This is a genomic window from Nannocystis pusilla (assembly GCF_026626665.1).
Classification (GTDB): Bacteria; Myxococcota_A; Polyangia; order Nannocystales; family Nannocystaceae; genus Nannocystis; species Nannocystis pusilla.
In genome coordinates, this window is sequence record NZ_JAPNKE010000002.1 from 7,096,777 (window position 1) to 7,121,448 (window position 24,672).

Annotated in this window: 21 protein-coding genes and 3 pseudogenes; 9 read left to right on the top strand and 15 right to left on the bottom strand. The window is 71.7% G+C overall.

All coding sequences use genetic code 11. The annotated features are described in order from the left end of the window. Positions 1-195 precede the first annotated feature (195 nt). A complete protein-coding gene (locus OV079_RS31300; protein ID WP_267772742.1) occupies positions 196-795 on the top strand; it encodes a hypothetical protein in 600 nt (199 codons plus the stop codon). A gap of 193 nt (positions 796-988) precedes the next feature. Here the strand turns inward: OV079_RS31300 and OV079_RS31305 are convergent, their stop codons facing one another. The 3 genes and pseudogenes from OV079_RS31305 to OV079_RS31310 all read right to left on the bottom strand — a co-directional run. Beyond that, positions 989-1,627, bottom strand: coding sequence for a sensor histidine kinase (locus OV079_RS31305; RefSeq protein WP_420829438.1), 639 nt, complete (start codon positions 1,625-1,627; stop codon positions 989-991). Then, a pseudogene (locus OV079_RS58915) lies at positions 1,549-2,049 on the bottom strand (PAS domain-containing protein); the annotation flags it as partial. The pseudogene OV079_RS58915 and the gene OV079_RS31305, both read right to left, overlap by 79 nt. Before the next feature lie 50 nt (positions 2,050-2,099). Further along, positions 2,100-3,605, bottom strand: a pseudogene (locus tag OV079_RS31310) (PAS domain S-box protein); the annotation flags it as partial. 98 nt (positions 3,606-3,703) lie between these two features. Between OV079_RS31310 and OV079_RS31315 the strand changes: the two are divergent. After that, a complete protein-coding gene (locus OV079_RS31315; protein WP_267772748.1) occupies positions 3,704-4,126 on the top strand; it encodes a hypothetical protein in 423 nt (140 codons plus the stop codon). A 424-nt stretch (positions 4,127-4,550) separates the two neighbouring features. On the opposite strand, the gene OV079_RS31320 is transcribed toward OV079_RS31315, so the two are convergent. Next, positions 4,551-5,201 (bottom strand): hypothetical protein, encoded by a 651-nt coding sequence (locus OV079_RS31320; protein ID WP_267772749.1) that lies wholly within the window; start codon positions 5,199-5,201, stop codon positions 4,551-4,553. Between the two features lie 283 nt (positions 5,202-5,484). Further along, positions 5,485-6,573 (bottom strand): FG-GAP repeat domain-containing protein, encoded by a 1,089-nt coding sequence (locus tag OV079_RS31325; RefSeq protein WP_267772750.1) that lies wholly within the window; start codon positions 6,571-6,573, stop codon positions 5,485-5,487. A gap of 158 nt (positions 6,574-6,731) precedes the next feature. On the opposite strand from OV079_RS31325, the gene OV079_RS31330 reads away from it, so the two are divergent. Further along, the gene (locus OV079_RS31330) at positions 6,732-7,208 is read left to right on the top strand and encodes a hypothetical protein (protein WP_267772751.1); all 477 of its coding nucleotides are present in this window, start codon (positions 6,732-6,734) and stop codon (positions 7,206-7,208) included. Here the strand turns inward: OV079_RS31330 and OV079_RS31335 are convergent. The 6 genes from OV079_RS31335 to OV079_RS31360 form a co-directional block, all read right to left on the bottom strand. Then, entirely contained in the window at positions 7,193-8,992 is a 1,800-nt protein-coding gene (locus OV079_RS31335) for an FG-GAP-like repeat-containing protein (RefSeq protein WP_267772752.1), read from the bottom strand. The genes OV079_RS31330 and OV079_RS31335 overlap by 16 nt on opposite strands. Before the next feature lie 163 nt (positions 8,993-9,155). Further along, entirely contained in the window at positions 9,156-9,884 is a 729-nt protein-coding gene (locus tag OV079_RS31340) for a class I SAM-dependent methyltransferase (RefSeq protein WP_267772753.1), read from the bottom strand. A 120-nt stretch (positions 9,885-10,004) separates the two neighbouring features. Next, on the bottom strand, positions 10,005-10,790 hold the full coding sequence (locus tag OV079_RS31345; RefSeq protein WP_267772754.1) for a hypothetical protein: 786 nt from the start codon (positions 10,788-10,790) through the stop codon (positions 10,005-10,007). Further along, positions 10,772-11,620, bottom strand: coding sequence for a hypothetical protein (locus OV079_RS31350; RefSeq protein ID WP_267772756.1), 849 nt, complete (start codon positions 11,618-11,620; stop codon positions 10,772-10,774). The genes OV079_RS31345 and OV079_RS31350 overlap by 19 nt, the downstream gene beginning before the upstream one ends. 379 nt (positions 11,621-11,999) lie before the next feature. Further along, positions 12,000-13,241 carry an RNA polymerase sigma factor gene (locus OV079_RS31355; RefSeq protein WP_267772757.1) on the bottom strand — a complete coding sequence of 414 codons (1,242 nt, stop codon included), beginning with the start codon at positions 13,239-13,241 and terminating at the stop codon, positions 12,000-12,002. Positions 13,242-13,267: 26 nt separating this feature from the next. Further along, complete coding sequence (locus OV079_RS31360; protein WP_267772758.1) at positions 13,268-14,110, bottom strand: hypothetical protein; 843 nt, start codon at positions 14,108-14,110, stop codon at positions 13,268-13,270. Between the two features lie 1,030 nt (positions 14,111-15,140). Here OV079_RS31360 and OV079_RS31365 point away from each other — a divergent pair. Together OV079_RS31365 and OV079_RS31370 are read left to right on the top strand one after the other, a co-directional pair. Next, positions 15,141-15,530, top strand: coding sequence for a hypothetical protein (locus OV079_RS31365; RefSeq protein WP_267772759.1), 390 nt, complete (start codon positions 15,141-15,143; stop codon positions 15,528-15,530). 130 nt (positions 15,531-15,660) lie between these two features. Further along, positions 15,661-16,008: a hypothetical protein gene (locus OV079_RS31370; RefSeq protein ID WP_267772760.1), complete on the top strand. Its 348-nt coding sequence runs from the start codon at positions 15,661-15,663 to the stop codon at positions 16,006-16,008. Positions 16,009-16,020: 12 nt separating this feature from the next. Here the strand turns inward: OV079_RS31370 and OV079_RS31375 are convergent, their stop codons facing one another. Beyond that, on the bottom strand, positions 16,021-16,764 hold the full coding sequence (locus OV079_RS31375) for a hypothetical protein (protein ID WP_267772761.1): 744 nt from the start codon (positions 16,762-16,764) through the stop codon (positions 16,021-16,023). A gap of 273 nt (positions 16,765-17,037) precedes the next feature. On the opposite strand from OV079_RS31375, the gene OV079_RS31380 reads away from it, so the two are divergent. After that, complete coding sequence (locus OV079_RS31380) at positions 17,038-19,368, top strand: pyridoxal-dependent decarboxylase (RefSeq protein ID WP_267772762.1); 2,331 nt, start codon at positions 17,038-17,040, stop codon at positions 19,366-19,368. A gap of 176 nt (positions 19,369-19,544) precedes the next feature. On the opposite strand, the pseudogene OV079_RS31385 reads toward OV079_RS31380, so the two are convergent. Then, positions 19,545-20,655: pseudogene (locus tag OV079_RS31385) on the bottom strand (MBL fold metallo-hydrolase). Between the two features lie 66 nt (positions 20,656-20,721). Then, positions 20,722-21,069: a hypothetical protein gene (locus OV079_RS31395; protein ID WP_267772767.1), complete on the bottom strand. Its 348-nt coding sequence runs from the start codon at positions 21,067-21,069 to the stop codon at positions 20,722-20,724. 308 nt (positions 21,070-21,377) lie between these two features. Between OV079_RS31395 and OV079_RS31400 the strand changes: the two genes are divergently transcribed. After that, positions 21,378-22,091 (top strand): hypothetical protein, encoded by a 714-nt coding sequence (locus OV079_RS31400; RefSeq protein WP_267772769.1) that lies wholly within the window; start codon positions 21,378-21,380, stop codon positions 22,089-22,091. A 165-nt stretch (positions 22,092-22,256) separates the two neighbouring features. On the opposite strand, the gene OV079_RS31405 is transcribed toward OV079_RS31400, so the two are convergent. Then, positions 22,257-23,186, bottom strand: coding sequence for an STAS domain-containing protein (locus tag OV079_RS31405; RefSeq protein ID WP_267772771.1), 930 nt, complete (start codon positions 23,184-23,186; stop codon positions 22,257-22,259). A 506-nt stretch (positions 23,187-23,692) separates the two neighbouring features. On the opposite strand from OV079_RS31405, the gene OV079_RS31410 reads away from it, so the two are divergent. Next, complete coding sequence (locus OV079_RS31410; protein WP_267772772.1) at positions 23,693-23,827, top strand: hypothetical protein; 135 nt, start codon at positions 23,693-23,695, stop codon at positions 23,825-23,827. Positions 23,828-23,862: 35 nt separating this feature from the next. Continuing rightward, a complete protein-coding gene (locus tag OV079_RS31415; RefSeq protein ID WP_267772773.1) occupies positions 23,863-24,609 on the top strand; it encodes an STAS domain-containing protein in 747 nt (248 codons plus the stop codon). Positions 24,610-24,672 lie beyond the last annotated feature (63 nt).

Consider the following 24,672-nt stretch of genomic DNA (forward strand, 5'->3'; position numbering starts at 1 on the left):
GTACGGCCATCGCCGCTCGCCCTGTCGCGAGCGGCGCCGACGAGCGTGCAATCGGCGGGCGCGACGTTCGCCGCCGCCGCGCCGGCCTCGCCGCTGCGCGCGGCCATGGCTCGCGCGGCGCCGCGTGGCATGAATCGCCATGAGGGTCGCAATCATTCGCCCCCCTCATGAGACCGCCTCTCGCGAGGTTTCGCCATGTCGCTCGTGCTCGCCCTGTCCCTGGCCTCGGCCCCGCAGCTCGAACCGGTCGTCCCGGCCCCGTCCGCCGACGAGCCGCCGGACCGGGCCGCGGGCGCCGCGTGGCTGGCAGCCGGCGCGCTCGCGGGCGCCACCGGCCTCGGTCTCGGCCTCGCCGGCGCGCCCCGCTGGCCGCCCTGGAGCGCTGCGCCGAATGTCCCTCGCGCCTCCCTGCCACCCTCTTCGCCGCCGTCGCCCTCAACACCGCGAGCCTCAGCCTCCTCACCGTCGGCGCCGGCCTCCACGGCCGCGCTCGCGGCTCGCGGGACCTCGCGCGCGGCCGCGACGCCGTGGATCTCCTTCGGCGGCCTGGCCACTGCGAGCGGCCTCGTCATCGTCGCCGCCGGGCTCGGCTGGCAGTTCGCCGAGGAGGCGCGCGCCTCGGCGACCCCGTGGGCGCTGCTGCAGGTCGGCCTGTCGAGCGTGGTCGCCGGCTCGAGCATGCTCGTCTACGGCCTGGCCTATCGCAAGTACGCCCCTGCCCGCGAGGTCCACCTCGCCCTCGTCCCGACCCTGGCCCGCGGCCGCGTGGGCCTCGTGCTCGAGGCCCGCTTCTGACGCCTATCGGCCTCCCGCGCATCCTCGCCGTTCTGCCGGACCCGCGGCGAATCATCACACCGCAGTCCCGCGCCCGCCGAACCCGAGTCGAATCATCAGACCGCAGCGCGCCAACGTCTCTCGCCCTGCCGAACCCGACGCGAATCACCGCGCTCGTCTCTCCCCATCACCGCCCTCACGAGCCCCCCGCGAATCATCGCTCCCGAGCCCCCTTTCGAGCCTCCGGCGCATCGTCCTCGGCCAGCGGCAGGGTGAAGCGGAAGCTCGTGCTCGTGTCGCCGCTCTCGACCCAGATCCGGCCCCCGTGCGCCTCCACGAGCCCGTGCGCGATGTACAGGCCGAGGCCCAGCCCTTCGACCGCCGCGACCGCGCTCGACCGGTAGAATCGTTTAAAAGGCAGTCGATCTCGGCGGGTAGCAGGCGCTGGCCTTGATTGATGGTGGACACCATCACCTCGTGTCCGTGCGGTCGCACCTCGACCACGATCGGCCCGCCGGGGTCGCCGTACTTGAGCGCATTGGTCAACAGGTTCTCGGCGATCTGCTCGACTCGCCCCGCGTCGCCGCGGACCCGCGGCAGCCCCGGCGCGACGTCGAGCCGCAGCGAGCGCTCGGTGCTTTCGGCGATCCGCGCCACCACCTCCGCGAGCACCGCCTCGACGTCGATCGATTCGCTGCGCAGCGACAGCTGCCGGGCCTCGATGCGCGCCGCGTCGAGGAGGTCCTTGATCATCCGCTCGAGCCGCCCCGCGGCCGCGAGGATCCGCGCCGCCGACTTCGCGGTCAGCGGGTCGCGCTCGCCCGCCCCGACGCGCGCGATCGTCCGCGCGCACGCGTGGATGACCTGGACCGGCTGGCGCAGCTCGTGGGCCACCACCGCGGTCCACTGCTCGCGCAGCCGCTCGATCTCCTTGAGCGACGAGATGTCCCGAAGGACACATACCGCCCCCACCAGGCGCCCGTGCTCGTCGCGCAGCGGCGACGCGCTGGCCAGCAGCGGCACTCCGGACCTCGCCGGGTCTGCCCGACGTACTCGATGCCGATCGTCGTCACCCCGTCGCGCAGCGCCCGCGACAGCGGCAGCGCGTCGTCGGCCAGCGGGGCGCCCGTGGGCTCGTACAGCGGCAGCCGCGACGGCGCGTCCCCGTCCTCGGCCGGCGCGAGCTCGCGGGCGGCCGCGTTGAAGGACATGCGTCCCCCGACATCGACGAGGACCACCGCCTCGGGGATGCCGTCGATCGCGCCGCGCAGCCACGTCGTGGCCTGCGTCGTCTCGTGGTAGAGCCGGGCCGTCTCGAGCGCAGCCCCGGCGCGCGCCGCCAGCAGCTCGAGCGCCTGCTGATCTTCGGCGGTGAACTCGCCGCCGCCCTGCTTGTCGGCCAGGTACAGGTTGCCGCGGCTGCGCCCCTCGTAGAGGATCGGCACCCCGAGGAAGCTGTGCATCGGCGGGTGCCCGGGCGGGAAGCCGACGCGCTCGTGGCTCTCGGCGATGTCGCGCAGGCGCACCGCGCGGGCCTGCAGGGCCACCGCGCCGAGCAGCCCCACCGGCCGCGGCGCGCGACCGATCCGCTCGGCCTGCTCCGCCGTCATGCCCGCGTAGACCCACCGCTCGAACGGTCGCGTCGGGTCGGTGCCGAGGCCCAGCGCGGCGTAGCGGGCCTGCGTCAGCGTCTGCGCCTGCAGCAAGACGACCAGGAGGACGGCGTCGAGGTCGGTCTCGGGGATCCGCGCGACCGCGTCGGTGATCGCGGAGGTCGCCCGGGTCAGCGACTCGAGCTGGACCCGGAGGCCGCGCTCTTCCGCGTGCGCCCGGGCGAGCTCGGCGTGGCCCGTCTCGCGCCCGCCGAGGTCGCGGACGAAGCTCTGCACGCGCCCGTCGCACAGGAGAATCATCCGCAGCTCGGCCACCCGCCGACCGCCGTCGCGCCGCCGCAACCGGTACTCGCCCACGTGCGGCTCGCCCTGCCTCAACGCCGCTCGCGCGCTCGCCAGACGCTGCGCCTCGTCGTCCGCCAGCAGGGCCGCCAGCGGCTGTCCGACCAGATCGGCCGGCGAGGCCCCGAGCAGGCGCGCCCCGGCCTGGTTGACCCGGATCAGCCGACCGTCGCGGTCCGCGAGGAACACCCCGTCGTCGACGTGCTCGACGAGCTTGTCGTAGTCCCGCTCGAGCCGACGACAGGTCGCCCGCAGCGAGTTCGTCTCTCGCGCGTCGCGCCACAGCACCGCCACGTCCGCGCCCTGGCCCCGCGCGGAGGGCAGCGGCACCAGCGTCACCGCCACCTCGACGCGGCTGCCGTCGCGGTGGAGCCCGACGCCGGCGAAGCTCGCCCCGCTGCGCCCGACCCCCCGCGCCAACCTGGCCGACAGCTCGGCGCGCCGCTCCGGCGCCACGACCTCGAGCAGCGATCGCCCGGCGATCTCGTCGCTGCGCCAGCCGTACAGCCGCTCGGCCGCCGCGCTCCAGCTCGTCACGATGCCCTCGCGGGTCACGGTCGCGACGGCCTGCTCCGCGGCCTCGACGATCGCCCTCCAGCGCCTCGCCTCGCTGGCCGACGCCTCGCGCTCCGCCTCGGCCCGCCGCGCTCGCCTCACCGCCCGCAGCGCCTGCAACGCCAGAGCCGTGCTCGCCGTCGCCAGCAGCCCGAGCACCACGAGCGAGCGCATCGCGGCCGACAGCAGGGCCGAGCAGACTCCCAGCGTCACCAGCAGCCTCGACCACCCGCTCGGCCGCGCACCGGGAGCACACACGGAGCAGGGGCGGGTCGATCGCGCGGACGCTGCCATGAAACACGCACGGGGGTGAATACGCATAGCTTGAAGCGAGATCGCCCGAGGCGCGACGGCGCCGGCCTCGCTCGCCACGCACCGGCCCCAGGCGCTTCACTGTCGAGCCTGGTGATGCGCGATCGATGCCGACGCCGACGCGAGCGCTCCCGGGCTCGAAGCACTTCGGCGCCGTCGCCACCTGGGACAGCGACGGCGACGCCTGGGGCGTCGTCCTCGGCAAGCCGGTCCCGACCTTGCGGGCCCTGCTCGAGAAGGCCCTGCCCAAGCTGCAGAAGAAAGTGCCCAGGGGCATGCCCATCATCCCCGGCTTCGCCCGCGGCGCCCTGCCCGACGCCGACGCCCTCGCGGCCATCGTAACGGGCCTGCGGACCAGCGTGAAGAAGCACAAGCCGGTCGACGACCGCCTGCTGCTGTTCGCCCGCAACCCGGCCCTGCTGCCGCGTCTCCGGGGACATGTCCCGATCGACGGCGCGCCTCATCCGCGCCGAACCGCGACCGACCACCCGCCCTGCCTCGCAGGGCTCGCGAATCGAGCGACGACATGATTTACCGGACAAAAACCGGCACCGGCCCCGCGGTCGCGCATGGCACTTACGCGTCTTCCCGAGCGTGCGGGGTGGCAGTCTCACCGGGGCCGCCTGCAGGCGGGAGCGAATCAGCCAAGGGCTTCGCACCAAGAGCTCGGTGTCGGAGTCGGGCCCGTAGGTGATGCTCAAGCACCGCGATGAACAGAAAGGGGCCCACACCCCCGAGCAGAGCACTCAACCAAATGGGTGTCCATTGGACTACGAACATGCCGAAGATCATCAACCAGAAGAAGACGAAGGTACCGAGCCAGGGTCCCACGATCTTCCCGACGTCCGGCCGCTTCCAAAAGGCGAGCGTAGGCAAGAAGCCTAACGGCTGCGGCCGATCAAGGCGGGCTGGTTCTTCTTCGTGGTCGCGCAGTGCGGGCGTTTTCATGGTTGCCTATCCCAGCGGGCAGTCGGGTTTGCAATCCTTGTTGCAATCGATAGCGTCAACGTAATCGGCGGCGGCTAGACCTCCCAGGGTACAGGTCGCACAGCCAAAGCCAAAGGATCCACTGCAACATGCCGCGCCAGCGAGAGCCAACACTCCCTTCATCCCCCACTTGAACACAGAGCATGCCGGGTTCTTTTTGAGGGGGTCAGGCGGCAGCGTGCTCAGCCATTCGCCAACCTGCGCGTAGACCCGCGAGTCAAGCAAGACGGCCCAGAAGACGAGCATGACGTCCGGAGCGCCACGCGCGAGTTCATCGTGGATCGTCGGCGACAACCAAACCTGATCGTGCTCTTCAACGTCGTCCACATGCCGGAGCCGCACGTGCGACACACCGGCAACCGAGAAGTGCGCCTCGGCGAGGCCATTCCACAGGTCGAGCTGCAACTCGCCGAGGACCCCGGATTCTTGGAAGCGAAAGTGCGCTGTGATAGCAAGACCGCCGCGCTCCACTCGCTGAAGCTCAACCGTCACCTCGTCGGGACGCGCCTGCTCGATCTCCTGGAGTGCATCGCCGCCCGCCGCCTGCGCCTTCAAATCGGTGGCGGCGGGCGCGAAGAACAGTGCGAGCGCAGAGATGGGGTGGATTGCATGATGCATACTCATCCATGGTCTGCGCCCTGCCGGTCGCAAGCAGGCGGCCGTAGCAGACCGGGACTTTGCGCCAGGACGCTCGTGGTCCGACCGCCGATGCCCGCGAGCGACCGCCTGGCCGGGACCGCGGCCGCATAGTTTATAAAGTAGCCCATGGCGCGCGGAGCGTCCACGGATCGAAGTCCGAGGGTCCCAACCACCCACACAATAAGCAACTTTCAAGCGTCGACTTGCGACCCCGGCCGGACGGCCTGCGACGTTCTCTTCGCAGGCCGTCCACTCCGTCCGCTCACACCGGGTTATAATTCCCCGACACGGTGATAAGCCCCGACTCGAAGCGATTGCCCCCGGTCGCGTACCACACGCTGTCGTTGTCGCCGCCGGGTCCGTACCACACGATGTCCGTGTCGCCGTCGCCGTCGAAGTCGCCCGGCACCGCCTCGAACCCGCCGATCACGTTCCACGCCGTCCCATCGGGCCGCTTCGGCGTGCTGTGGCTGAAGCTGCGCGCCGCCGTCCCGTTCCACAGGCTGTCGGCCGCCTCGCCCGGCGCATACCAGAAGATGTCGTCGCGCCCGTCGCCGTTGAAGTCGCCCGCGAACGGCAGGTACAGGCCCGCCACGTTGTTCGTCGTCACCTTGTCGAACGGCACGTTCATGCTCGGCCGGCCGTACCACACCGCCTCCGGCAGCTCGGGTCCGCCGTACCACAGGATGTCGGTGCGGCCGTCGCCGTCGAAGTCGCCCGCCACCGGCAGGTAGTTACCGTCGACCGTGATCGCCGTATTGTTGAACTTGTTGCCGCCGAGCCCGTACCACACGAAGTCGTCGGCCCCGCCGGGCGCGTACCAGAACACGTCATCCAAACCGTCGCCGTTGAAGTCGCCCGCGATCGGCTGGTAGTCCATCCCGCCGACGTTGAACACCGCGCCGCCGCTGGTCTTCGGCGTCGACTTGGTGAACCCGCCGCTCGCCGTGCCGTTCCAGATCGCCTCGGGCAGCTCGCCCGGCGCATAGAAGAACACGTCGCCGCGGCCGTCCCCGTTGAAGTCGCCGGCCACCGTGAAGTACAGCGATTGCACGTTCGGCGCGAACGTCTGCGTAAATCCGCCGACCTCCTTGCCCAGCCACAGCGGATCGGCGCCCTCGCCCGCCTGGTACCAGAAGATGTCGTCCGCCCCGTCCCCGTCGTAGTCGCGGTTGCTCGACTGGCTCGCGCGCTGCAGCGGCGGCTTCGGCGGCTCCGGCGGCTCCGGCGGCGGCGCCCCGCACGGACCCCCGCCCGGGCCGCCGCCCCACCACTCCCAGTGCCACGGCTCGCTCGGCACCGTGCGCTTGAACCCGAAGTTCGCCCCGTTCGCGTTGAGCCACGCCAGCACCCCCGACGACGACGTGTTGAGGTCGAGCGCGTGCCCGCTCTGGTGATTGCTGAAGCCCGGCTTGGCGGCGATGTTGCAATTGTTGCACGAACAGGTCTGATAGCAGTTCCAAAATACTCCTGCTCGGCCATCGTGCGGAAGCCGCTGCCCACCGTGATGTGCACCCCGGCCTGCGCCGCGGCCTGCTGCATGACGTAGAACGCGTTCGCGGTGTCGATCTGGACCGGCTCGCCGTCGACCGTGACCAGGGAGATCTGGAACGGCTGCCCGTCGACGTAGCCGGTCGCGGTCGACTCGGCGCAGCTGATCCCCGCGGCCGGCGAGTCCTCGCTGGTGTACTCGCGGCCGTGCTCGTGGCCGTCGGGCAGGCCCTCGGGCGCGCCGTCCGGGCCTTCGGCCTCGGCCTCGACGTCGACGAGGTCGAGGTCGCCGTCCTGCTCGACATCGTCGACGCAGGCGCACAGGGCCGCCGCCGCCACGGCGCCGGAGCGCCAGAGCATCATCTGCAGGGAATTGCCATTGAACAGGGACTGCATGATCGTCATCTCCACGGATTGTCGGCCGCGAGCACCTCGCCGCGGCGCTGCCATCATTCAAGAGTTGGTTCTTCGCTCGCCCGTCACACCGGGGCGTAGTTGCCCGAGACAGTGAGCAGACCGGACTCGAAGCGGTTGCCGCCGGTCGCGTACCACACGCTGTCGTTGTCGCCGCCGGGGCCGTACCACACGATGTCCGTGTCGCCGTCGCCGTCGAAGTCGCCTGGCACCGCCTCGAACCCGCCGATCACGTTCCACGCCGTGCCGTCGGGCCGCTTCGGCTGGCTGTGGCTGAAGCTGCGCGCCGCCGTCCCGTTCCACAGGCTGTCGGCCGCCTCGCCCGGCGCGTACCAGAAGATGTCGTCGCGCCCGTCGCCGTTGAAGTCGCCCGCGAACGGCAGGTACAGCCCGCTCACGTTGTTGGTCGTCAGCTTGTCGAACGGCACGTTGGTGCTCGGCCGCCCGTACCACACCGCCTCCGGCGCGTCGCCGCCGCCGTACCACAGGATGTCGGTGCGCCCGTCGCCGTCGAAGTCGCCCGCCACCGGCAGGTAATCGCCGGCCACCGTGATCGCCACATTATTGAACTTGTTGCCGCCGAGCCCGTACCACACGAAGTCGTCGGCCTCGCCGGGCGCGTACCACAGCACATCATCCAAACCGTCGCCGTTGAAGTCGCCCGCGATCGGCTGGTAGTGCATGCCCCCGACGTTGAACACCGCGCCGCCGCTGGTCTTCGGCGTCGACTTGGTGAACCCGCCGCTCGCCGTGCCGTTCCAGATCGCCTCCGGCAGCTCGCCCGGCGCATAGAAGAACACGTCGCCGCGGCCGTCGCCGTCGAAGTCGCCGGCCGCCGTGAAGTACAGCGACTGCACGTTCGGCGCGAACGTCTGCGTAAATCCACCGACCTCCTTGCCCAGCCACAGCGGATCGGCGCCCTCGCCCGGCTGGTACCAGAAGATGTCGTCCGCCCCGTCCCCGTCGTAGTCGCGGTTGCTCGACTGGCTCACCCGCCGCAGCGGCGGCTCCGGCGGCTCCGGCGGCTCCGGCGGCGTCACGCAGGCCCCCTGGGCTTGCAAGATCTGGATGTCCGCGCCGTAGTAGAAGCGAAGGATCCCCGCGCTGTCGCGGCCCTTGTTCTCCAGGCAGCGCGCGCCCCACTGCGACATGCAGCCGCGGTTCTGCCCGTAGCCCGGCGCCCCGACGTCGAACACGTAGCCGAGCTTGGTCTGCGCGACCGCGTGGCCGCTCTTGCCGTCGTTGAACGTGACGTACTTCTCGGTCGCGGCCACCGACCCGTTGGCGGTGTCGATGCAGCTCGTCTGCGGCAGGTTCGGGTCGCCGGCGACGTAGAAGCCGTAGGTCAGCCAGCCATTGTACGCGAGGTACTGGCCGCTGGTCGCGGCCGCGGCCTCGTAGTGGATCGCCTGCGGGGCGATCCCACACGAATAGACCTGGCAGCCCTGGCCGTCGCAGATCGTGCCGTCATTGGCCATGGCGTAGTAGGCGACCGAGCGCGCCGCGATCGCCTGGGCCTTGAGCGCTTCGAAATCGGCGCCGCCGTTCTCGCAGGCGATGACGTGCGGGATGTAATCGGTCTCGGTCGCGCGCGAGGCCCCCTCGACGTCGATGGCGCAGTACGCCTGCGGCAGCGGGGCCTGGATGCTGCCCGTCGAGGGCGAGCTGGGATACGTCAGGCCCTCGAGGCCGGGCGACATGCCGCGCGGGGCACCGGGCTCGGCGGCGACGTCGAGGTCGTCCGCGAGGCCTTCGCCCTCCGCGGGCGAATCACCGCAGGCGACGGCGCCGAGGCAGGGCAGCGCGAACAGGGCGAACAGGGCAGGACCGCGGGCGGGCCGCGTGGAACGGTTCGAGGCGTGCATGGTGCGGGCTCTTGGGGTGACTCGGTCACCTCTCACCCGGTCTTCCCGGCCCACCGCCGATCCGTCACGCCATCATCACCACCCCGCGAATTTCAAAAGAAACGCTCGCGCGCGCGTCCGCCCCGGAGCCGAGGGCCGTGCTCGCGGCAGCGCCTCGCCGCGCTCACGGACCGCGGCGCGCCTCCACGATGTACTGATCAGGCAGCGCCACCGGCGAGACGCTCGCGCTCAAGCCGGCGCTCGCCAGCTCCGCGACCACGACCTCGGGCGGCACGCGCATGTGCGCCGGCGGCCCGCGATGCGCCGCCTGGCTGAAGTCCACGATCATCAATTTCCCGCCGGGCCGGAGCGCCGCGGCGAGCTCGCGGGCGTGGCGTTCGCGCTCGTCGAGGTGGTGCCACACGTGCACCACCAGGATCCGGTCGAAGCTCGCGGCTGCGAGACTCGAGGTGGTCGCGGTCGATTGAACCGCGCGCAGGTTGGGCAGCTTCTCCCGGCGCGCGCGCTCATTCAAATAGCGCACCATGTCCGGTTCGACGTCCGTGGCGAGGACCTCACCCGCGGGCACCGCTCGCGCCAGCCGCACCGCGAAGTAACCGGTGCCTGCGCCGACGTCGGCCACGCGCATCGTCGGTTCCAGCTCCAGCGCCCGCACCACCTCCTCCGGGCGCTGCCAGGCCGCGCGGTCCGGAGCGTCCAACACCTCGGCCCAGGCGGCCGCGTCCGTGAAGCCGTGGTGGGCGCCGTGATGCATCCCGTGCTCGGGGCCGTCGTGCCCGGAGGGGACCGCGACGCGGGCCGAAGGGGTGCATGCGCCCCCGAACGTCGCCGCGAAGATTGCTTGGATGAGGCGATGCATCTGCTCTCCTGGGTCGATGTCCGGCGTGTCCACGCCGGAGTCTCCTCATCTTTTAGAGGACCTCGGCGTTCGCCGGGAGGGCGGCGCTTTCGCTCCGGTCGGCGTGATTTTCGATCGCCGACGAACTCGCGTGCTCTCGCCGCGCTGCCGTCGCTACGGCGCGGGCACGAAGCCGGCGAGGAAGGCGTCGCTGTCGAGGATCGCCGTCCCGGCCAGCTGCACGCCGTCGCCGCACGCGTCCGCCACCGCCATCACCACGTCCTCGCCCGCCGCGAGGTCGTAGCCGAGGGCGCGCGCCTCTTCATTGCCGCTGCACACGTCTTGCGCCGTCTGCTCGCTGTAGAAGTGAGTCTCGAGCCGCAAGTCCTCGTCGAGGCCGAGCAAGAACATGCGAATGCCGAAGGGCGCATCTGCTTCCTCGGCGATGGACTCTCCTGCGACCCCCAGCGAGCGGCCGAACTGCCCGAGCACGTAGACGTTTTGCCCGCGCACCGCCACCGCGTGCGCCTCGGTCGACTGCATCGCGTTCGACTCGAGCATCTCGTGGGCGACGCAGGACCCGTCGGCGGCCGCGAGGCGGGTGACGAAGGCGGTGTAGAGGTCGCCCGACGTGTCCTCGCACCCGGGTGGGTCCTGCGGGAAGAATTTTCCGTGGCCGAGGCCCACCACGATCACGTCGCCGTTGTCCGCCAGCGCCATCCCGTTGGCGCGATCGCGGCGCTCGGTGTCGCCGAGCGTGGTGATCCACCCGTCGTCGAACAGCGCGGGCCCGGCGGCGAGCGGCGACTGCAGGCGCGCGACGAAGCCATCGGCGTCGCCGCTGACCACCGGCACTGCGCCGCCGTCGAGCGGCCCCGTGATCTGGCCGGCCAGGATCACGTCGCCGTCTTCTGCGACCGCCACCGCCCGGGCCGACGTCGTCACTCGCGCCTGACCCATCGCGGGCGGCGGCACCGCCGGGCTGTAGAGGCACCGCGGCGCCGCGGCCTCGAGCTCGAGGTCGAGCTCGCGTGCAGGATGCCGAAGGTCTCCGGCGCGTCCGGGTCGATGCAAGATCCCGCCGCGTGGATCGAGCTGTCCGTGAGCGCGAGCGCATGCACTGCCGTGGCCCCCTCGGCGAGGACGTGGCCCGCCACCAGCGCCCCGCTGGCCGCCTCGAAGCGGGCGACGAAGGCTCCCCCGGGGCCGCCCGCGATCGTCCCCGACGGGAACCCCAGCGTCCCCGTGACCGAGCCGCCGACGAACACCACCTCGTCTGTGACCGCCAGCGCCCGCGCGTTGCCGGTCGCGCCGGCCTCCGGCTCGCCCACCGACAGCCACGACAGCTCGCCGGCGCAGTCGAACTTGGCGACGAACGGCGCGGCCAGGTCACCGGCCAGCGTCGTCGTCGCCCCGGCGAAATTCAGCTCGCTGGTGAAGTTGCCCGCCACGTACGTGTTGCCCGCCCCGTCGACCCTCACCGCCTGCAGCGTCTGCTTGCCCGCTCCCGTCGCCTGGAGCAGCGACGCCAGCGCCCCCGGCTCGCCGACCGGCGGTTCACACACGAGCGCCCCCGTCGTGCTCGTCGGCGCCGTCGCCCCGTCCCCGGTCGTCGTCCCGTCGCTCGTCGTCGTCACCTCGACCGTCGTCCCGGACGCCGTCGTCGTCGTCGTCGGCGTCGTCGTCGCGGTGAAGCCCGTCGAGCTCGCCGCGCTGTCGCTGTCGACGAGCACGACCTGCGGCGCGCAGGCCAGGACCGCCGACACCACCAGGCCGAGCGACCCTGTCATGAACATGCCCCATCGGACATGTCCATCAAGACATTCTCCGAAGCACCGGCGAAGCGGTCGCGCGGCCCTCTCTCCGCCGAGCAGCGCCGCGATCGCGCGAACCGCCCGGGGCGATGACTTTGACATGGGACATGCCCATGAACCCAAGTCCTGTCGAACAGACCGGCGAACACGCGCCCGCCCCGCAATGTCGACATGCCCCCAGGGACATGCTCATTCGCACATGTCCCATTGACCATCCTATCAAAACCTCGCACCGCGTCCTCCACTCAATCACAGCGGCGCATCAGCGCCGAGAACTGCGGGTCGCCCGGGTACTGCTCGGCCACCGCCTTCGCCGCGGCCGCGTTGCCCTTGCCGCAGAGGATCCGCACCCGCATCAGATCGCGGATATCGGCGCTGGGACTGCGCGGGAAGTCGCGGCGGTGCTCGTCGAGCAGCGACAGCGCCAGACTCGTGTTGCCGGCAGCGAGCGCGGCCTTGGCCTCGTCGAGGATCCGGTGCTCCGCGGCCAGGCTGTTGCGCCGCGACGCCGCCGCGTCCTCGACCGGCGGCGGCGGACTCGCGGGCGGAGCCGCCGGCCGCCGGGTCGCGCGACGCGGCGCCGGAGCGGGCACCACCGCAGGCGCGACCTCCTCGAGCGCCGCCCCGCCAGCCTCCGGAACCCCGGCGGGGCCCGTGGCCGCCTCGCTCGCCGCCTTGGCCTCCGGAGCCCCTGCGAGGCCCCTGGCCGCCTCGCTCGCCGACTCACCCACGTCTTCCGCGGCCCCCGAAGCCGCCCCGACCTCCGCACCGCCCGGCGCCTCGGCCCCGCGCCCGAACACCTCCGCATCCACCGGCGGCGCCACTCAGCCCCGGCAGCGGGCTCGGCCGCCGCCGCCTCGCGCGACTCCTGCATCTGCCACAGCCCGGCCGCCAGCGCCCCTGCGGCCACCACGCTCGCCACCAGCGCCGCCGCTCCCAGCCAGCTTCGCGGCCCCGTCGCTGCGCCCACCGCAGCCGGCGCGCCCGCCATCGGGCTCCCCAGCGCCGTACCGAGCCGCTCGAGCTCGCCGGGCGACGGCCCCAGCTCCACGCAGTGGCGCTGGATCAGCAGCGCCCAGCCGGCGGCCCCGAGCGTCGCCGCGAACGCCTGACAGCGGCGACGCGCCAGGCGAAGCCGCGAATAGACCGTGTTGAGCGGGGCCCCCAGCGCCTCCGACACCTCCGGCGCCGACAGCCCCTCCCCGTCGCACAGCAGCAGCACCTCGCGCTGGTCCGCCGGCAGCTCGCTCAGCAGCATCTCCAGCGTCCACACCGCCTCGCTGCGCGACATCGGCTCCTCGCCCCCGCCGCGGACCGCCTCGGCGTCGGTCAGCGCCTGCGCCTTGCGCATGTGGCGGGCGTAGCCGCGGCGCAGGTGGCGGACGTGGTTCCACACCACCGCGGTGAGCCACGGCTTCAGCGGGCGCGACAGGTCCAGGCTCTCCAGCTGGCGAAACACCGACACCCACACCTCCTGCGCCACGTCGTGAAGCTGCTCGGGCGGGACCCCGAAGTGACGCGCGAGCCGCCACACGTGCGCGGCGTGCTCGGAGTAGATGGCGGCGAACTTCGGGTCGCGGGTCATACGTCGGCTCATGGGCTGCCCGGATGGCGGGCGTTCCGTCATGGGCTTGCACGAAATTCGAGACCGAGCCCGCCGGCGAAGAAAAACCGGGTGATCCCGTAGCTCCCGCCGGCCCCGCGCGGCTCGAGCGGCGGCAGGAAGGGCCCGCCGCTGGCGCCCAGCCACAGGCCCACCCGGCGATGGAACCACCACACCAGCCCCGGGGCCGCGTGGACGTTGAAGCTCGGGAACGCGCGGCTCCACGCCGCCCCGCCCCGGCTCGCCATCACCCCGCCCTCGACCCCGCCGCACAGCAGCACGTCGACCTTGCGGGTCGCCACCACCCCGCAGCCGCGCACCAGCAGCGTCCCGCGGGCCCAGTCGGAGCGGAACGCCGGGTTCGCCGGGCGCAGCTGCAGGCCCTCGACCCCGTCGGCCGCGAGCCCGACCTCGAGGCGGGCGCGCTGCCACACCAGCCCGAGCACCACCTGCCCGCCGCCGAAGCCTCCGCGCGGCAGCAGCCCGACCCCGACCTGCCCGGCCACGCGCACGTGCACGCCGAGCCGGCGCGGCGGCGGCTCGTCGAGCGCCCACGTGCGCCACACCGTGTCGGCGTAGTGGATGAAGTCGTCGGCCAGCTCGGCGCAGCGGCCGGCGTCGACCGCAGGCCGCTCGGTCGTCCCGAACTCCCCGCGCGTCGCCGTCGTCATCCGCCACGTCTGCGCGTCGACCCGGGTGACCCGCGCCCGAAACTCGCTCACCCCCGCCCGCGGCACGTCGGCCACGGTCGCCTGCAGCCGCGCGCGCACCTCCGCGGCCGTCGGACACTCCGGCGGGGCCTCCCACGCCACGGCCGGGGCGGACCCCAGCAGCGACGACATCACGAGGCCCGGCGCGAGCACCGACGCGATTGTAACGGCCCGCCATTTACGCCCGCAAGCGGCCACGGGCGCCTTCACGCGCGCGATCTGTCCGCGCCGCGAGCAGCCTCGACTGCAGCCCCCGCGCAGCGCGACGGCGCGGACGTGACAGCCGACGAATCGCCAGCCCCCGCGGGCGTCGTGCCAGTGACCCGGCTGTCGTCCGGCCTTCCACGGCTCGCGCTCCCAGCAGCCGGTCATCCTCGATTCGCAGGTGGTACCGGCAGGAGTGATGGACCGCATCGACTTCGCTCGCGACAGCCGCTCATCCTTCGATTCGCAGCGACAATCTCGACACCGCCGACAGGCTGACGGATTGCATTTATTCACTCGCAACAGCCGCTCATCCTTCGATTCGCAGCGGCAATCTCGACACGGCCGGCAGGACTGACGGACCGCATCGACTCACCCGCGACTGCCGCTCATCATTCGCCTCACAGCAGGAATCTCGACATCGCCGGCAGGACTGACGGACCGCATCGACTCACGGCACGTGCGGGTCGGCTCGATCCGGGATGGTGGCTCCAAACGAGCGGCGCTCGGCTCGCGTGGCCTCTGACGCGAGCGCCCGCTCGCATCATCATTCGACTCACAGCAGGAATCTCGACACCGCCGGCAGGACTGACGGACTGCATCGATTTCGCCCGCGACAGCCGCTCATCCTTCGATTCGCAGCGGGAACCTCGACCTCGCCGCCATCCTCCGATGCATGCATCCAGGCACTGCCCGGCAAGCGCCACGACCCGGCACCCGGCCTGCATCGATTGCGCTCGCAAGCTGCCCTCCGCTTTCGCAAGCGTGAATCTCCGCACCGTCCCCCGCTCGAAGCGGCTGAACGACAGGACCAGCCCGCGCGAGCCGGCTCCCCGCGTCGCAGCGTCGTCCGCCCGCCGGGCCCGGCCGCGGCCCCCGCCTGCGCGCGAGCCCTTGCCTCCTGCAGGGCGCGGCGCGGCTGCGGCTGCCATTCGCTCGCGGCGCGGCGAGCGTTCGCTCGGACGAGGCATGGAGAGGCATGCGCCCTGCCGCCGTCCTCACGCCCCTGCTCCTCTCACTCGCCGCGGCGCCCACCCTCATGGCGAGCGCCTGGTCCGGCGACGACGGCCCAGCGCCGTGTGGGGCCGCTCAGGACGTGCTCGGCTCCGCGGCAGCGGACCTCCAGGCCAGCGACCCGGCTGCGCCCGCGGGCGGCCAGCTCCTCGCGCTTGCGAGGCCTTCGCCGCGCCCGCTCCCCAGGGTCGACGCCGACTCCAAGGACGCCGTGCAAAAGTGCGGCGCGGCCTTCGTCGTCTGCCTCGGCGCCCTCTGGTTCCCCGTGGCCCCCCTCGCCAGCCTGGGGGCCTTCGCCAATTGCGCCCTCGCGTTGCCCTGCCTCCTCACGGACTGTGCCGGCGACGGCGTCTGACGACATGTTTCTCCCCGGGGCTCGCAGCCTGGGACGAGGCCGCCGAACCTCGCTGCATTCCGCGAGCCCTCGCTCGTGGCGACCCCTCCCGTCATTGCCGTGATATCGTCGGCCGGTGAAGAAGGCCGTGATGACCGTCGACGAGTTTCGCCGCGCCGTCGAGCGACTCGAGGACACATGGCGCCTCGCCGAACACATGGAGCGAGCGGGCTACGAAGACCCCGTCGAGCGCGAATGGGCGAGCCTGTTCGTCACCGATCCGAAACCCGCGGAGCCGCGCGGCCGGGGCGAGCGCGTGCTCGTCGTGGTGGTAACGCCCTGGAATCAGCCGCCGTTCGGCAGCGAGGACGACCCGCTCGGCGCCCTGCGACGAGAGCTCGCCAACTGGCCGGGCGTCGAGGCCGTCGGCGTTCCCGACCTCGACCCCCAGTTCGGCACGTTCTGGAGCTTCCCCGTCACTCTCCGGTTGAGCCAGTGACGCGCCTCGTCCTCACGCGCACTCGGCCTCGGTCGCCACCCGCGCGTCGAAGGCCCGGGCCCACCACGCCACGCGCTCGGCCACGTATGCCTCGCCGAGGTTCCCGTGCACGAGCTCGAGCTCGAACGTGGAATGGCCGACCTTCCCGCGGATCATGTCGCCGAGCCGGTGGCGGGTGTTCGTGATCCAGTACCCCTCCGAGAAGATCCGCAGCTCCGAGCCCGCGAAGCTGCGCGCCAGCCCCAGCGCGCGCCCGAACGGGTAGCGGCGGATCGTCTTCGCCTTCAGGTCGACGACGAACATCGGCCGCCAGTACACCATGAAGAAGCCCGGCAGCGCGAACATCACCGTCGCCAGCACCACTTCGGGCATGCTGATCGACTTGTCGCTCGGCACGCCGCCCCAGATCTGGGTCGAGCCGGTGAGGATCACCGCGAACAGCCCGGCCCACAGCAGGAACGCGCCGAAGCCGGCGATCACCAGCTCGCCCACCGGCCCGACCTCGCGCGTGCGCGTGACGAGGAGCTGCGGATCGCCGGGGCGCAGCGCCTCGAGTCGGACCATCCGCGCCCCACTGACGCCCAGCGCCAGCACCACGCTCACGAAATAGACCCACCCGGGCGCGTCCAGCCGGTAATTCTCGATGAACAGGAACACCCGCCCGAGCCCGGCGATCACGCAGAACGGCATCAGCGCGCGCACCGTGTCGCCGAGGTGAAGGCCGTCGAAGCCGCGGGTTCGCTCGTCGTAGGTCATGGGTCCTCGGCGCTCGGCGACGGCGCGTCCCGCGTCGCTCGCCGGCCCAGGATACACCCCGACGAGCGCCGCGAAATCGCGCCTGCGACGGCCGCGAGACGTCGCCCCGGAGCCCCCGGCTCGTGTGTGCGCACCCTTGCCCGCGAGGACTGTGCGAAGCTCCGCCCACCTCATTTTCGATCCTGCCAGGAGAGCGACTCAATGACTCATCGACCCACTCGAAAGCGGGGACCCCAGGTCTCCGCCGGCGCCGTCGAACAGTTCCTTCAGCAAGTGGAGATCCCCTACCTCGAAGGCCCGGGCACCTCGTCGCCCGAGGCGTGGTTCTTGGGCTCCAAGGCCGAGAACGCCGAGGAGTTCGAGCGGCTGATCGTCGAGGCGATCCGCGATCAGGCGTTCTGGCGCCGCAACTTCCACCCCGGCGATCCGACCCTCGTCACCGAGGCGGTCAAGCGCCAGCCCGAATACGTGCAGGCGATGGGCACGTTGACCGACAGCTACCGCTCGCTGCTCGGCTTCTTGAAGAAGTCGATGCCGTTCTTCAGCACCCGCTATCAGGGGCACATGAACTGGGACACCGCGATGCCGGCCGTGCTCGGCTACTTCGCGGCGATGCTCTACAACCCCAACAACGTCGCCTTCGAGGGCTCGACCGCGACCACGATCTTGGAGCTGCTGGTCGGCGACGACCTGTGCCGCATGATCGGCTTCCCGCTGCCCGACAAGGCCGCCTGCCAGGCCGGCGCCGTGCGCCCGTGGGGCCACATCACCAGCGGCGGCACCGTCGCCAACATCGAGGCGCTGTGGTCGGCGCGCAACCTCAAGCTCTACCCGGTCGCCATGCAGGCGGCCTTGAAGGAAGACCCGACGCTGGCCGCCGCGAGCGACCTGCGCGTGCGCACCCGCGGCGGCGACATGGTCCTGCTGCGCGAGCTCGACGCCTGGTCGCTGTGCAACCTGCAGGGTGACGACATCCTGGCCCTGCCGGCCCGCCTCACCGCGGAGTACGGCATCTCGCCCGCCGTCATCGACGCCGCGCTGACGAAGGTCGCGCCGCAGAGCCTCGGCATGCACACCTTCTTCAGCCGCTACCTCGGCGAGCTGCGCAACCCGCCGGTGGTCCTGGTCCCGGCGACCAAGCACTACTCGTTCCCCAAGGCAGCCGCGATCCTCGGCCTCGGCGCCGCCAACGTGCTCGACGTCCCGCTCGACGAGAACGCGCGCATGAGCATCCCCGATCTCGAGCGGATCTTGCGGAGCTGCCTGGCCGAGCGCCGGCCGGTCTACACCGTGGTCGGCGTGATCGGCAGCACCGAGGAGAGCGCCGTCGATCCGCTGCGCGACATCCTCGAGCTGCGCGACCGCCTGCGCGACGAGGGCCTCGAGTTCACCGTCCACGCCGACGCCGCGTGGGGCGGCTACCACGTCAGCATCCTCCGCGACGACGACGAGAGCTTCCCCGGCAAGCGCCCCGAGCCGACCTCGCCGCGCGCCGAGGTCGACTTCAGCCGCTACACCGCGTCGCAGTACGCGGTGCTGCACCTGGCCGACTCCGTCACCGTCGACCCGCACAAGTCGGGCTACATCCCCTACCCCGCCGGCGCCCTCTGCTACCGCAACGCGGCGATGCGCGACCTCCTCACCTTCAAGGCGCCCTACATCCTGCACGCCCAGGACGAGCCCTCGGTCGGCATCTACGGCGTCGAGGGTTCGAAGCCCGGGGCCGCGGTGGCCGCGGTGTTCCTGGCCCACAAGGTCATCCGCCCGAGCCGCAGCGGCTACGGCAGCATCCACCGCAAGGCCCTGTTCAACTGCCGCCGGGTCTACGCCCGCCTGCTGTGCATGGCCCGCCCCGAGGACAACTTCGTCGTCGTCCCCGTGCCGCGCCTGCCGGCCGAGATCGACGGCGGCGACGTCGCCGCGCAGCTCGAGTTCATCCGTCACCGGATCGACGGCCGCGAGCCCGACGCGCTGCTCGCCGACGAGGAGGCCATGGCCCTGTTCGCCGAGCTCGGGCCCGACCTCAACATCCTCACCTACGCCTTCAACTTCAAGCGCCCCGACGGCCGCATGAACACCAGCCTGGCGCAGGCGAACCGCCTCAACAAGGCCGTCTACGAGGTCCTGAGCCTGCGCCCCGGCGAGGACCCGTCCGGCCACCCGCTGCTCGTCACCACCACCGACTTCGAGGACGCCCATTACGGCGCGCAGTTCATGGACAGCTACAAGCGCCGCCTCGGCGTCGAGGGCCCGGGCCACGCGATCACGGTCCTGCGCTCGACGGTGATGAACCCGTGGCTGACCGACTTCGGCGACGACACCTTCCTCGACATGCTCGAGCGCGAGTTCCGGCGCGCCATCTCGCGGGCGATGTTCCGCGACTCGATGGCCCAGGTGTTCGAGGAGATCGACGCCAACAACGACGGCCAGCTCGACCGCGCCGAGGTCGAGGCGAAGTTCCGCGCCATGGGCTACGCCGACGCGGAGATCCACGAGTTCCTCCGCTCGAGCGACACCAGCCGCGACAACAACATCTCGAAGCAGGAGTTCCTCGAGAGTTTCTCACAGATGCTGGTCCGCACGAGCCTCGGCCCGCGCCGCTGACCCAACCGGCGCGCCGCGGGCCGCTCGCGGCGCGCCCCGACTCTCCTCACTCGCCGCCGTCGGCCCGCAGAGCCCCGCCTGCACGAGCTCGTCCGAGCGGCCTCGCGGTGCTCTGGGACCCGTGGCCAGGTCCGGCCGCTTCGACGCGCGCCGCGAGGCCGTGACCGCGCCTCACGTCAGTCGAGCGGCCACTGGATCGCCGGGTCCTGCTCCTCGAGCGACGGCTCCACCGCATCGTCGCTGCGCTCGAGCCCCGCGAGCGCCCGCCACCACGGATTCACGCGATCGACCCGGCCCGGCTCGATCGCTTCGCCGAGCCGCGGCATCACCAGCTGAGCCCCGCGTTTCGGCGCCATCGTCATCAGCTGCTCCGGCGGGTCGTCCCACGGATGCAGCGCCAGGCTGAACGTGCCCCAGTGGACCGGCAGCAGCTTGCCGCCGCCGAGCAGCTCCAGCGCCGTGAGCGCTCGCTCGGGCCCGAGGTGCATGTCGCCCCACCCCGGGTGGAACGCACCGACCTCGAGCATCACCAGCTCGAACGGCCCCAGCTTCGCGCGGATGTCCGCGTACTCCTCCGTGAGCCCCGTGTCTCCGCTGAAGAACAGCGAGTGGTCGGCGCTGCGGACGGCGAAGCCCGACCACAGCGTCGTGTTGCGCATGCCCGGCCCGCGGCCCGAGAAGTGCTGCGACGGCGTCGCGGTCACCAGCACCTCGCTGTTCGCCACGCGCACGCTGTCCCACCAGTCGAGCTCGGTGATGCGGTCCGCCGCCACGCCCCACGCTTCCAGGTGCGCGCCGACGCCGAGGCTCGTGACGAACGGCACCGGCGTGCGCGCGAGCGCCTGGATCGTGGGGTAGTCGAGGTGGTCGTAGTGATCGTGGGAGATCAGCACGAGGTCGACGTCGGCCAGCGCCTCGACCGGCACGGGGATCGGCTGGAACCGCTTCGGCCCCGCGAACCCCAGCGGCGACGCGCGCTCTCCCACACCGGGTCGGTCAGGATGCGGACCCCGCCGATCTCGATCAGCACCGTCGAGTGCCCGAGCCACGTCGCACGAAAGCCCGTCTCCGGCGGCCTGGCCCACGCCGGTCGCGGATCCACCGCCGGCAGCGGCGCCTTCGGCACGCGCCCCTGCCCGCACAGCAGCTCGCCGATCCGCGGCATCGGCCCCGAGCGCAGGTCGGGCAGCGCCGGGTAGAGGTTTTAAAACCCTCGCCCTCCCACCGCGGCGACGCTCTCATCCGCTCGAGCCGCAACCCCGACGCCTGCTTGCCGAATGTTTTCATCATCTCCCCCTGTGTACCACGGCCGCCGCGCTGTCTGACGCGCCTACGGCAACGCCACCCCCGCGATCACCGCCAGCACCAGCACGTAGATCGCCGCGCTGACCAGCGCCCCGAGCCAATGTGCAGCCCGCTGCCGGCGGGGAACAGCCGCGGGACCGCGAACGGGTGCAGCGCCCAGGCGACCCCCGCGATCGTGAACGCCACGATCCACTTCGGGTGCGTGAGCCCGTACGTCAGCATGTGCGCGACGAGCAGGAGGCCCGCGGCCGGCGGCCCCGCGCACAGGCAGTGGACGAACAGTGCCGCCCTGCCGCGCCCGCACAGAAACCCGACCAGGCCCACCAGGGCCCCGAGCACCAGCCCCACCGCAGTGAGCACGAGGACGGCGTCGCTGGCGGGGAAGGTTTGGAGCATGACCGAGCATGCGCGAACCTCCGCCGGCCTTCCACCGCGCCGTCTCGCGCTCGCCCGCCCCCAGCCGTTGAGGCCCCAGGCCCACGGGCGGCGACTTCACCCGCCCCACCACGCCCCGGTGGATTCGCCCCGCGCCCTAATCATCGCACCATGCAATCACGGCACTGCAGGATCGCCTGACCCGGGCGCGCTCGACCTCCGCATCGGCCGGACGCGCCGCGCAGGAATATGCACTGTCATCCTCGCCCCCCACCGGCCCGCCGCCGCGGCCTCTGGCGAATCGACGGGCCGCGAGTTATCACCGCGCGATGCGACGACGCGTCGAACCTGCCATGTATCCATTCGCGCTCCTGCTCGCTTGCGGCGGCGTCACCGGCACCACCACCGAGAATGCCAGCGAGACCTCCGCCGCGAGCACCGACGCGACCGCGGCCACGAGCGAGGCCGCCGGCACCGACGGCCAGACCTCCACCGGCGACGCGTCGACCGGCACGAGCACCGACACCACCACCACCACGAGCACCACCGCCGAGCCGACCAGCGGTGATACGCCGCTCACCACCGACGCCCCCACCACCGGCGGCGACTCCACCATCACCACCACCACCGGTGACACCACCACCACCGGCACCACCGGCGCCCCCGCCGAGCCGGACACGCAGGCCTGGTGGGTCGACGGCAACAGCCTGCAAATTCGCGTCATCCAGCGGGACGACGACGCCGGCCTGTGCCGCGGCTTCATCCTCGAGGCGCTCGCCAACGGCGGCCTCGACGACCCCAAGTACGAGCCCGTCGAGCAGCCGGACGAGTGGGGCGTCCGCGTCGTGTTCGTCCACCAGGACCTGGGCGATTGCTTCGACCCCTACCAGTTCTTCCGCAAAGATCCCGCCTACGCCGACAGCGCCGCCGGCACCGTCACCTTCCACGACGTCGACCAGGACGGCCGGCCCGCCAGCGTCGACCTCGAGATCACCGGCGTCTACGCGCCCTCCGCCCCGTGGATCCCCGCCGAGGATCTTTGAAAGCTACCGCCGTCGCCGTCGAGACCGGCTGAAGCCCGCGTCGACGCGGGACGGTTCTGTCCGAAAGGACAGAACCGACGCCGGCCGAGGCCCGTCCTCGCGCCGGGCCTCGTCTGTCTGCAAGGACAGCTCTGTGTCGTCCAGCCGAGACTTCCTGGCACCTGGCTAAACTGGCCCGCGCCCGCGCTCGCCCTGCCTGGCGATGCAGTGCTGCAGCGCGTCGCGCAGGCGCGCCAGCACCGTCACGCGCGTCAGGTCGACGCCCAGCGCCACGATCGTCTGCGCGATCAACGGGTGGATGCCCGTCAAGATGCCCTCCGCGCCGAGCAGGCGGATCGCCTGGATCATCCCGATCAGGTGGCTCGCGGTGCCGGTGTCGACCACCTCCACGCCGGTGAGGTCGAGGATGGCGAAGCGGGCCCGCGTGCGCGCGACCGCCTGCAGCAGGCTGTCCATGATCTCCGCCGTGCGGACGCTGTCGACCAGGCCCACGATCGGCAGCGTGATCACCCCGTCCCACACCTCGATGATCGGCGTCGAGAGCTCGCGGATCACCTCCTGCTGCGATTCGATCAGCCGCAGCTTGCTCGCCAATTCGGCGGTGCGCGCCTGCACCGCCTCCTCGAGCCGGCGGTTGTGCTCGCGCAGCTCCTCCTCGGTCTGCTTGAGCTCGCCGACGTGCAGGTGGATATGCACCACCTCCTCGACCGTCCCGTCCACGCGCACCACCGGCGACATCGCCGAGGCCACCCACGCCGCCTGGCCTGCGGCCACGCTCTCGTTCTTCTGCGGGTCGTAGCGGATCGACGGCATCTGCGCCGAGCGCCCCTCGTGGAACACCCGCTCGACCAGCGGCATGATCCCGTGCGCCCGCACCTGCGGGTCCGCGAGCACGTTGTACGCCGCCACCTCGGCGGCGGTCACCCGCCACAGCTGCTCGTACGCGCCGTTGACCGCGTCGCTGGTGCCGTCGCCGCGATAGACCTGGACGCTCACCGCGCTCGAGTCGACCAGCGCCCGGTAGCGTCGGGCCGCCACCTCGACCTCCGCCAATCGCCGGCGGAGCGCCTCGATCTCCTCCTGCGCCCGTTGCAACTGCAATGTAGGATCGCCCTGTTCCGCCAAAGGACCTCGCGGCGATGGTGGACGCTCCTCGCCGCTCGCGGAATCTCCACAAAGGCGGTCGCCGCGAATTCGGCGCCCGGCGCGTCACGCTCCGCGCATTGGCGGCGATACCGCCATTGCCCGGATATGTTCATACTTCGCGCCCCGGAAGACAGATCGGCTCCCGCGACACCGCAGTCGCTGACCAGTAGTCATTGCGGTCTGTTTGGGACACATCGCCCCCGCTCGCGCCACAACCCGCCTCGCTCGCTCCGACCACCGGAAGCATGCGTCGTGTCGGTCGCGCCGGCGTCACCGACCGCGGACTGCGACCCGCCGCGGCGGGCGCCGCGCCCCGCCTCGCCTCGCGAGGATTGGCGCCTGGTGCGATGATTCCCGGCCCCTCCGCCGTCGGCCCAAAAAATCCCATGCAATCAGCGCTCGCGGGGGCCGGCGAGCGCTTGTCCCCCGCCATAACATCGTTTACTGTCCGCAGAATGTCGGATGTCGACTCGCGGATCCACGAGCTCGTCCGCCGCGTGCGCGGCATCGCCGACGCCGGCGTCCCGGAGCCGATCGCAGCCCGGGTGACGACGCTCTCGGCGAGCTCGAGCGCGAGGTCAACCGGCTGATCCGCGCCTCCGACGCCCGCCTGCAGGAGCGGCTGTTGTTCGCGGTCGGGCCGGTCGTGGTGTTCCGCTGGCAGAACCGCGAGGGCTGGCCGATCGAGTACGTCTCGCCCAACGTCGCCACCCTCACCGGCTATCCGCTCGAGGAGATCGCCAGCGGCCGCCGCTCCTACGCCTCGCTCATCCACGAGGCCGACCTCCCGCGCGTGTTCGAGGAGGTGACCACGAGCAGCAAGGCCGGCGCCTCGTGGTTCGTCCACCAGCCGTACCGCCTGCTGCGCGCCGACGGCCGCGCGCTGTGGATCGCCGATTACACCGTGATCCTCCGCGACGACCGCGGCGAGATCACCCACTACTTCGGCTACATCATGGACATCACCGACCAGGTCGAGCAGATGTCGCGCCTGCAGGCCCAGGAGCAGGTGATCGAGCGCATCGGCAGCCCGGTCCTGCAGGTCGGCCGCGGGGTGCTGGCGGTGCCGGTGCTCGGCGGCCTGCACGGCGACCGCGCCGCCCGCATGACCGAGGACTTGCTGTCGGCGATCTCGCGCTCCGGCGCCCGCACCGCCATCCTCGACCTCACCGGCCTGCTCGAGATCGACACCGCCACCGTCGAGTCGCTGCTGCGGACCAGCCGCGCCATCGGCCTGCTCGGCTGCCGCTGCGTGCTCTCGGGCATCTCGCCGCTGGTGGCGACGCTGATCGTCAAGCTCGGCCTCGAGGCGCAGTCGTTGACGACCGTGGCGACCCTGCAGGACGCGCTCGAGCTGGCCCTCCGGTCCTGACGCGAATCACGACACCTCTGATTACCAGGCCCCGCTCGTGAATGTGGCCACCCCACATTCACG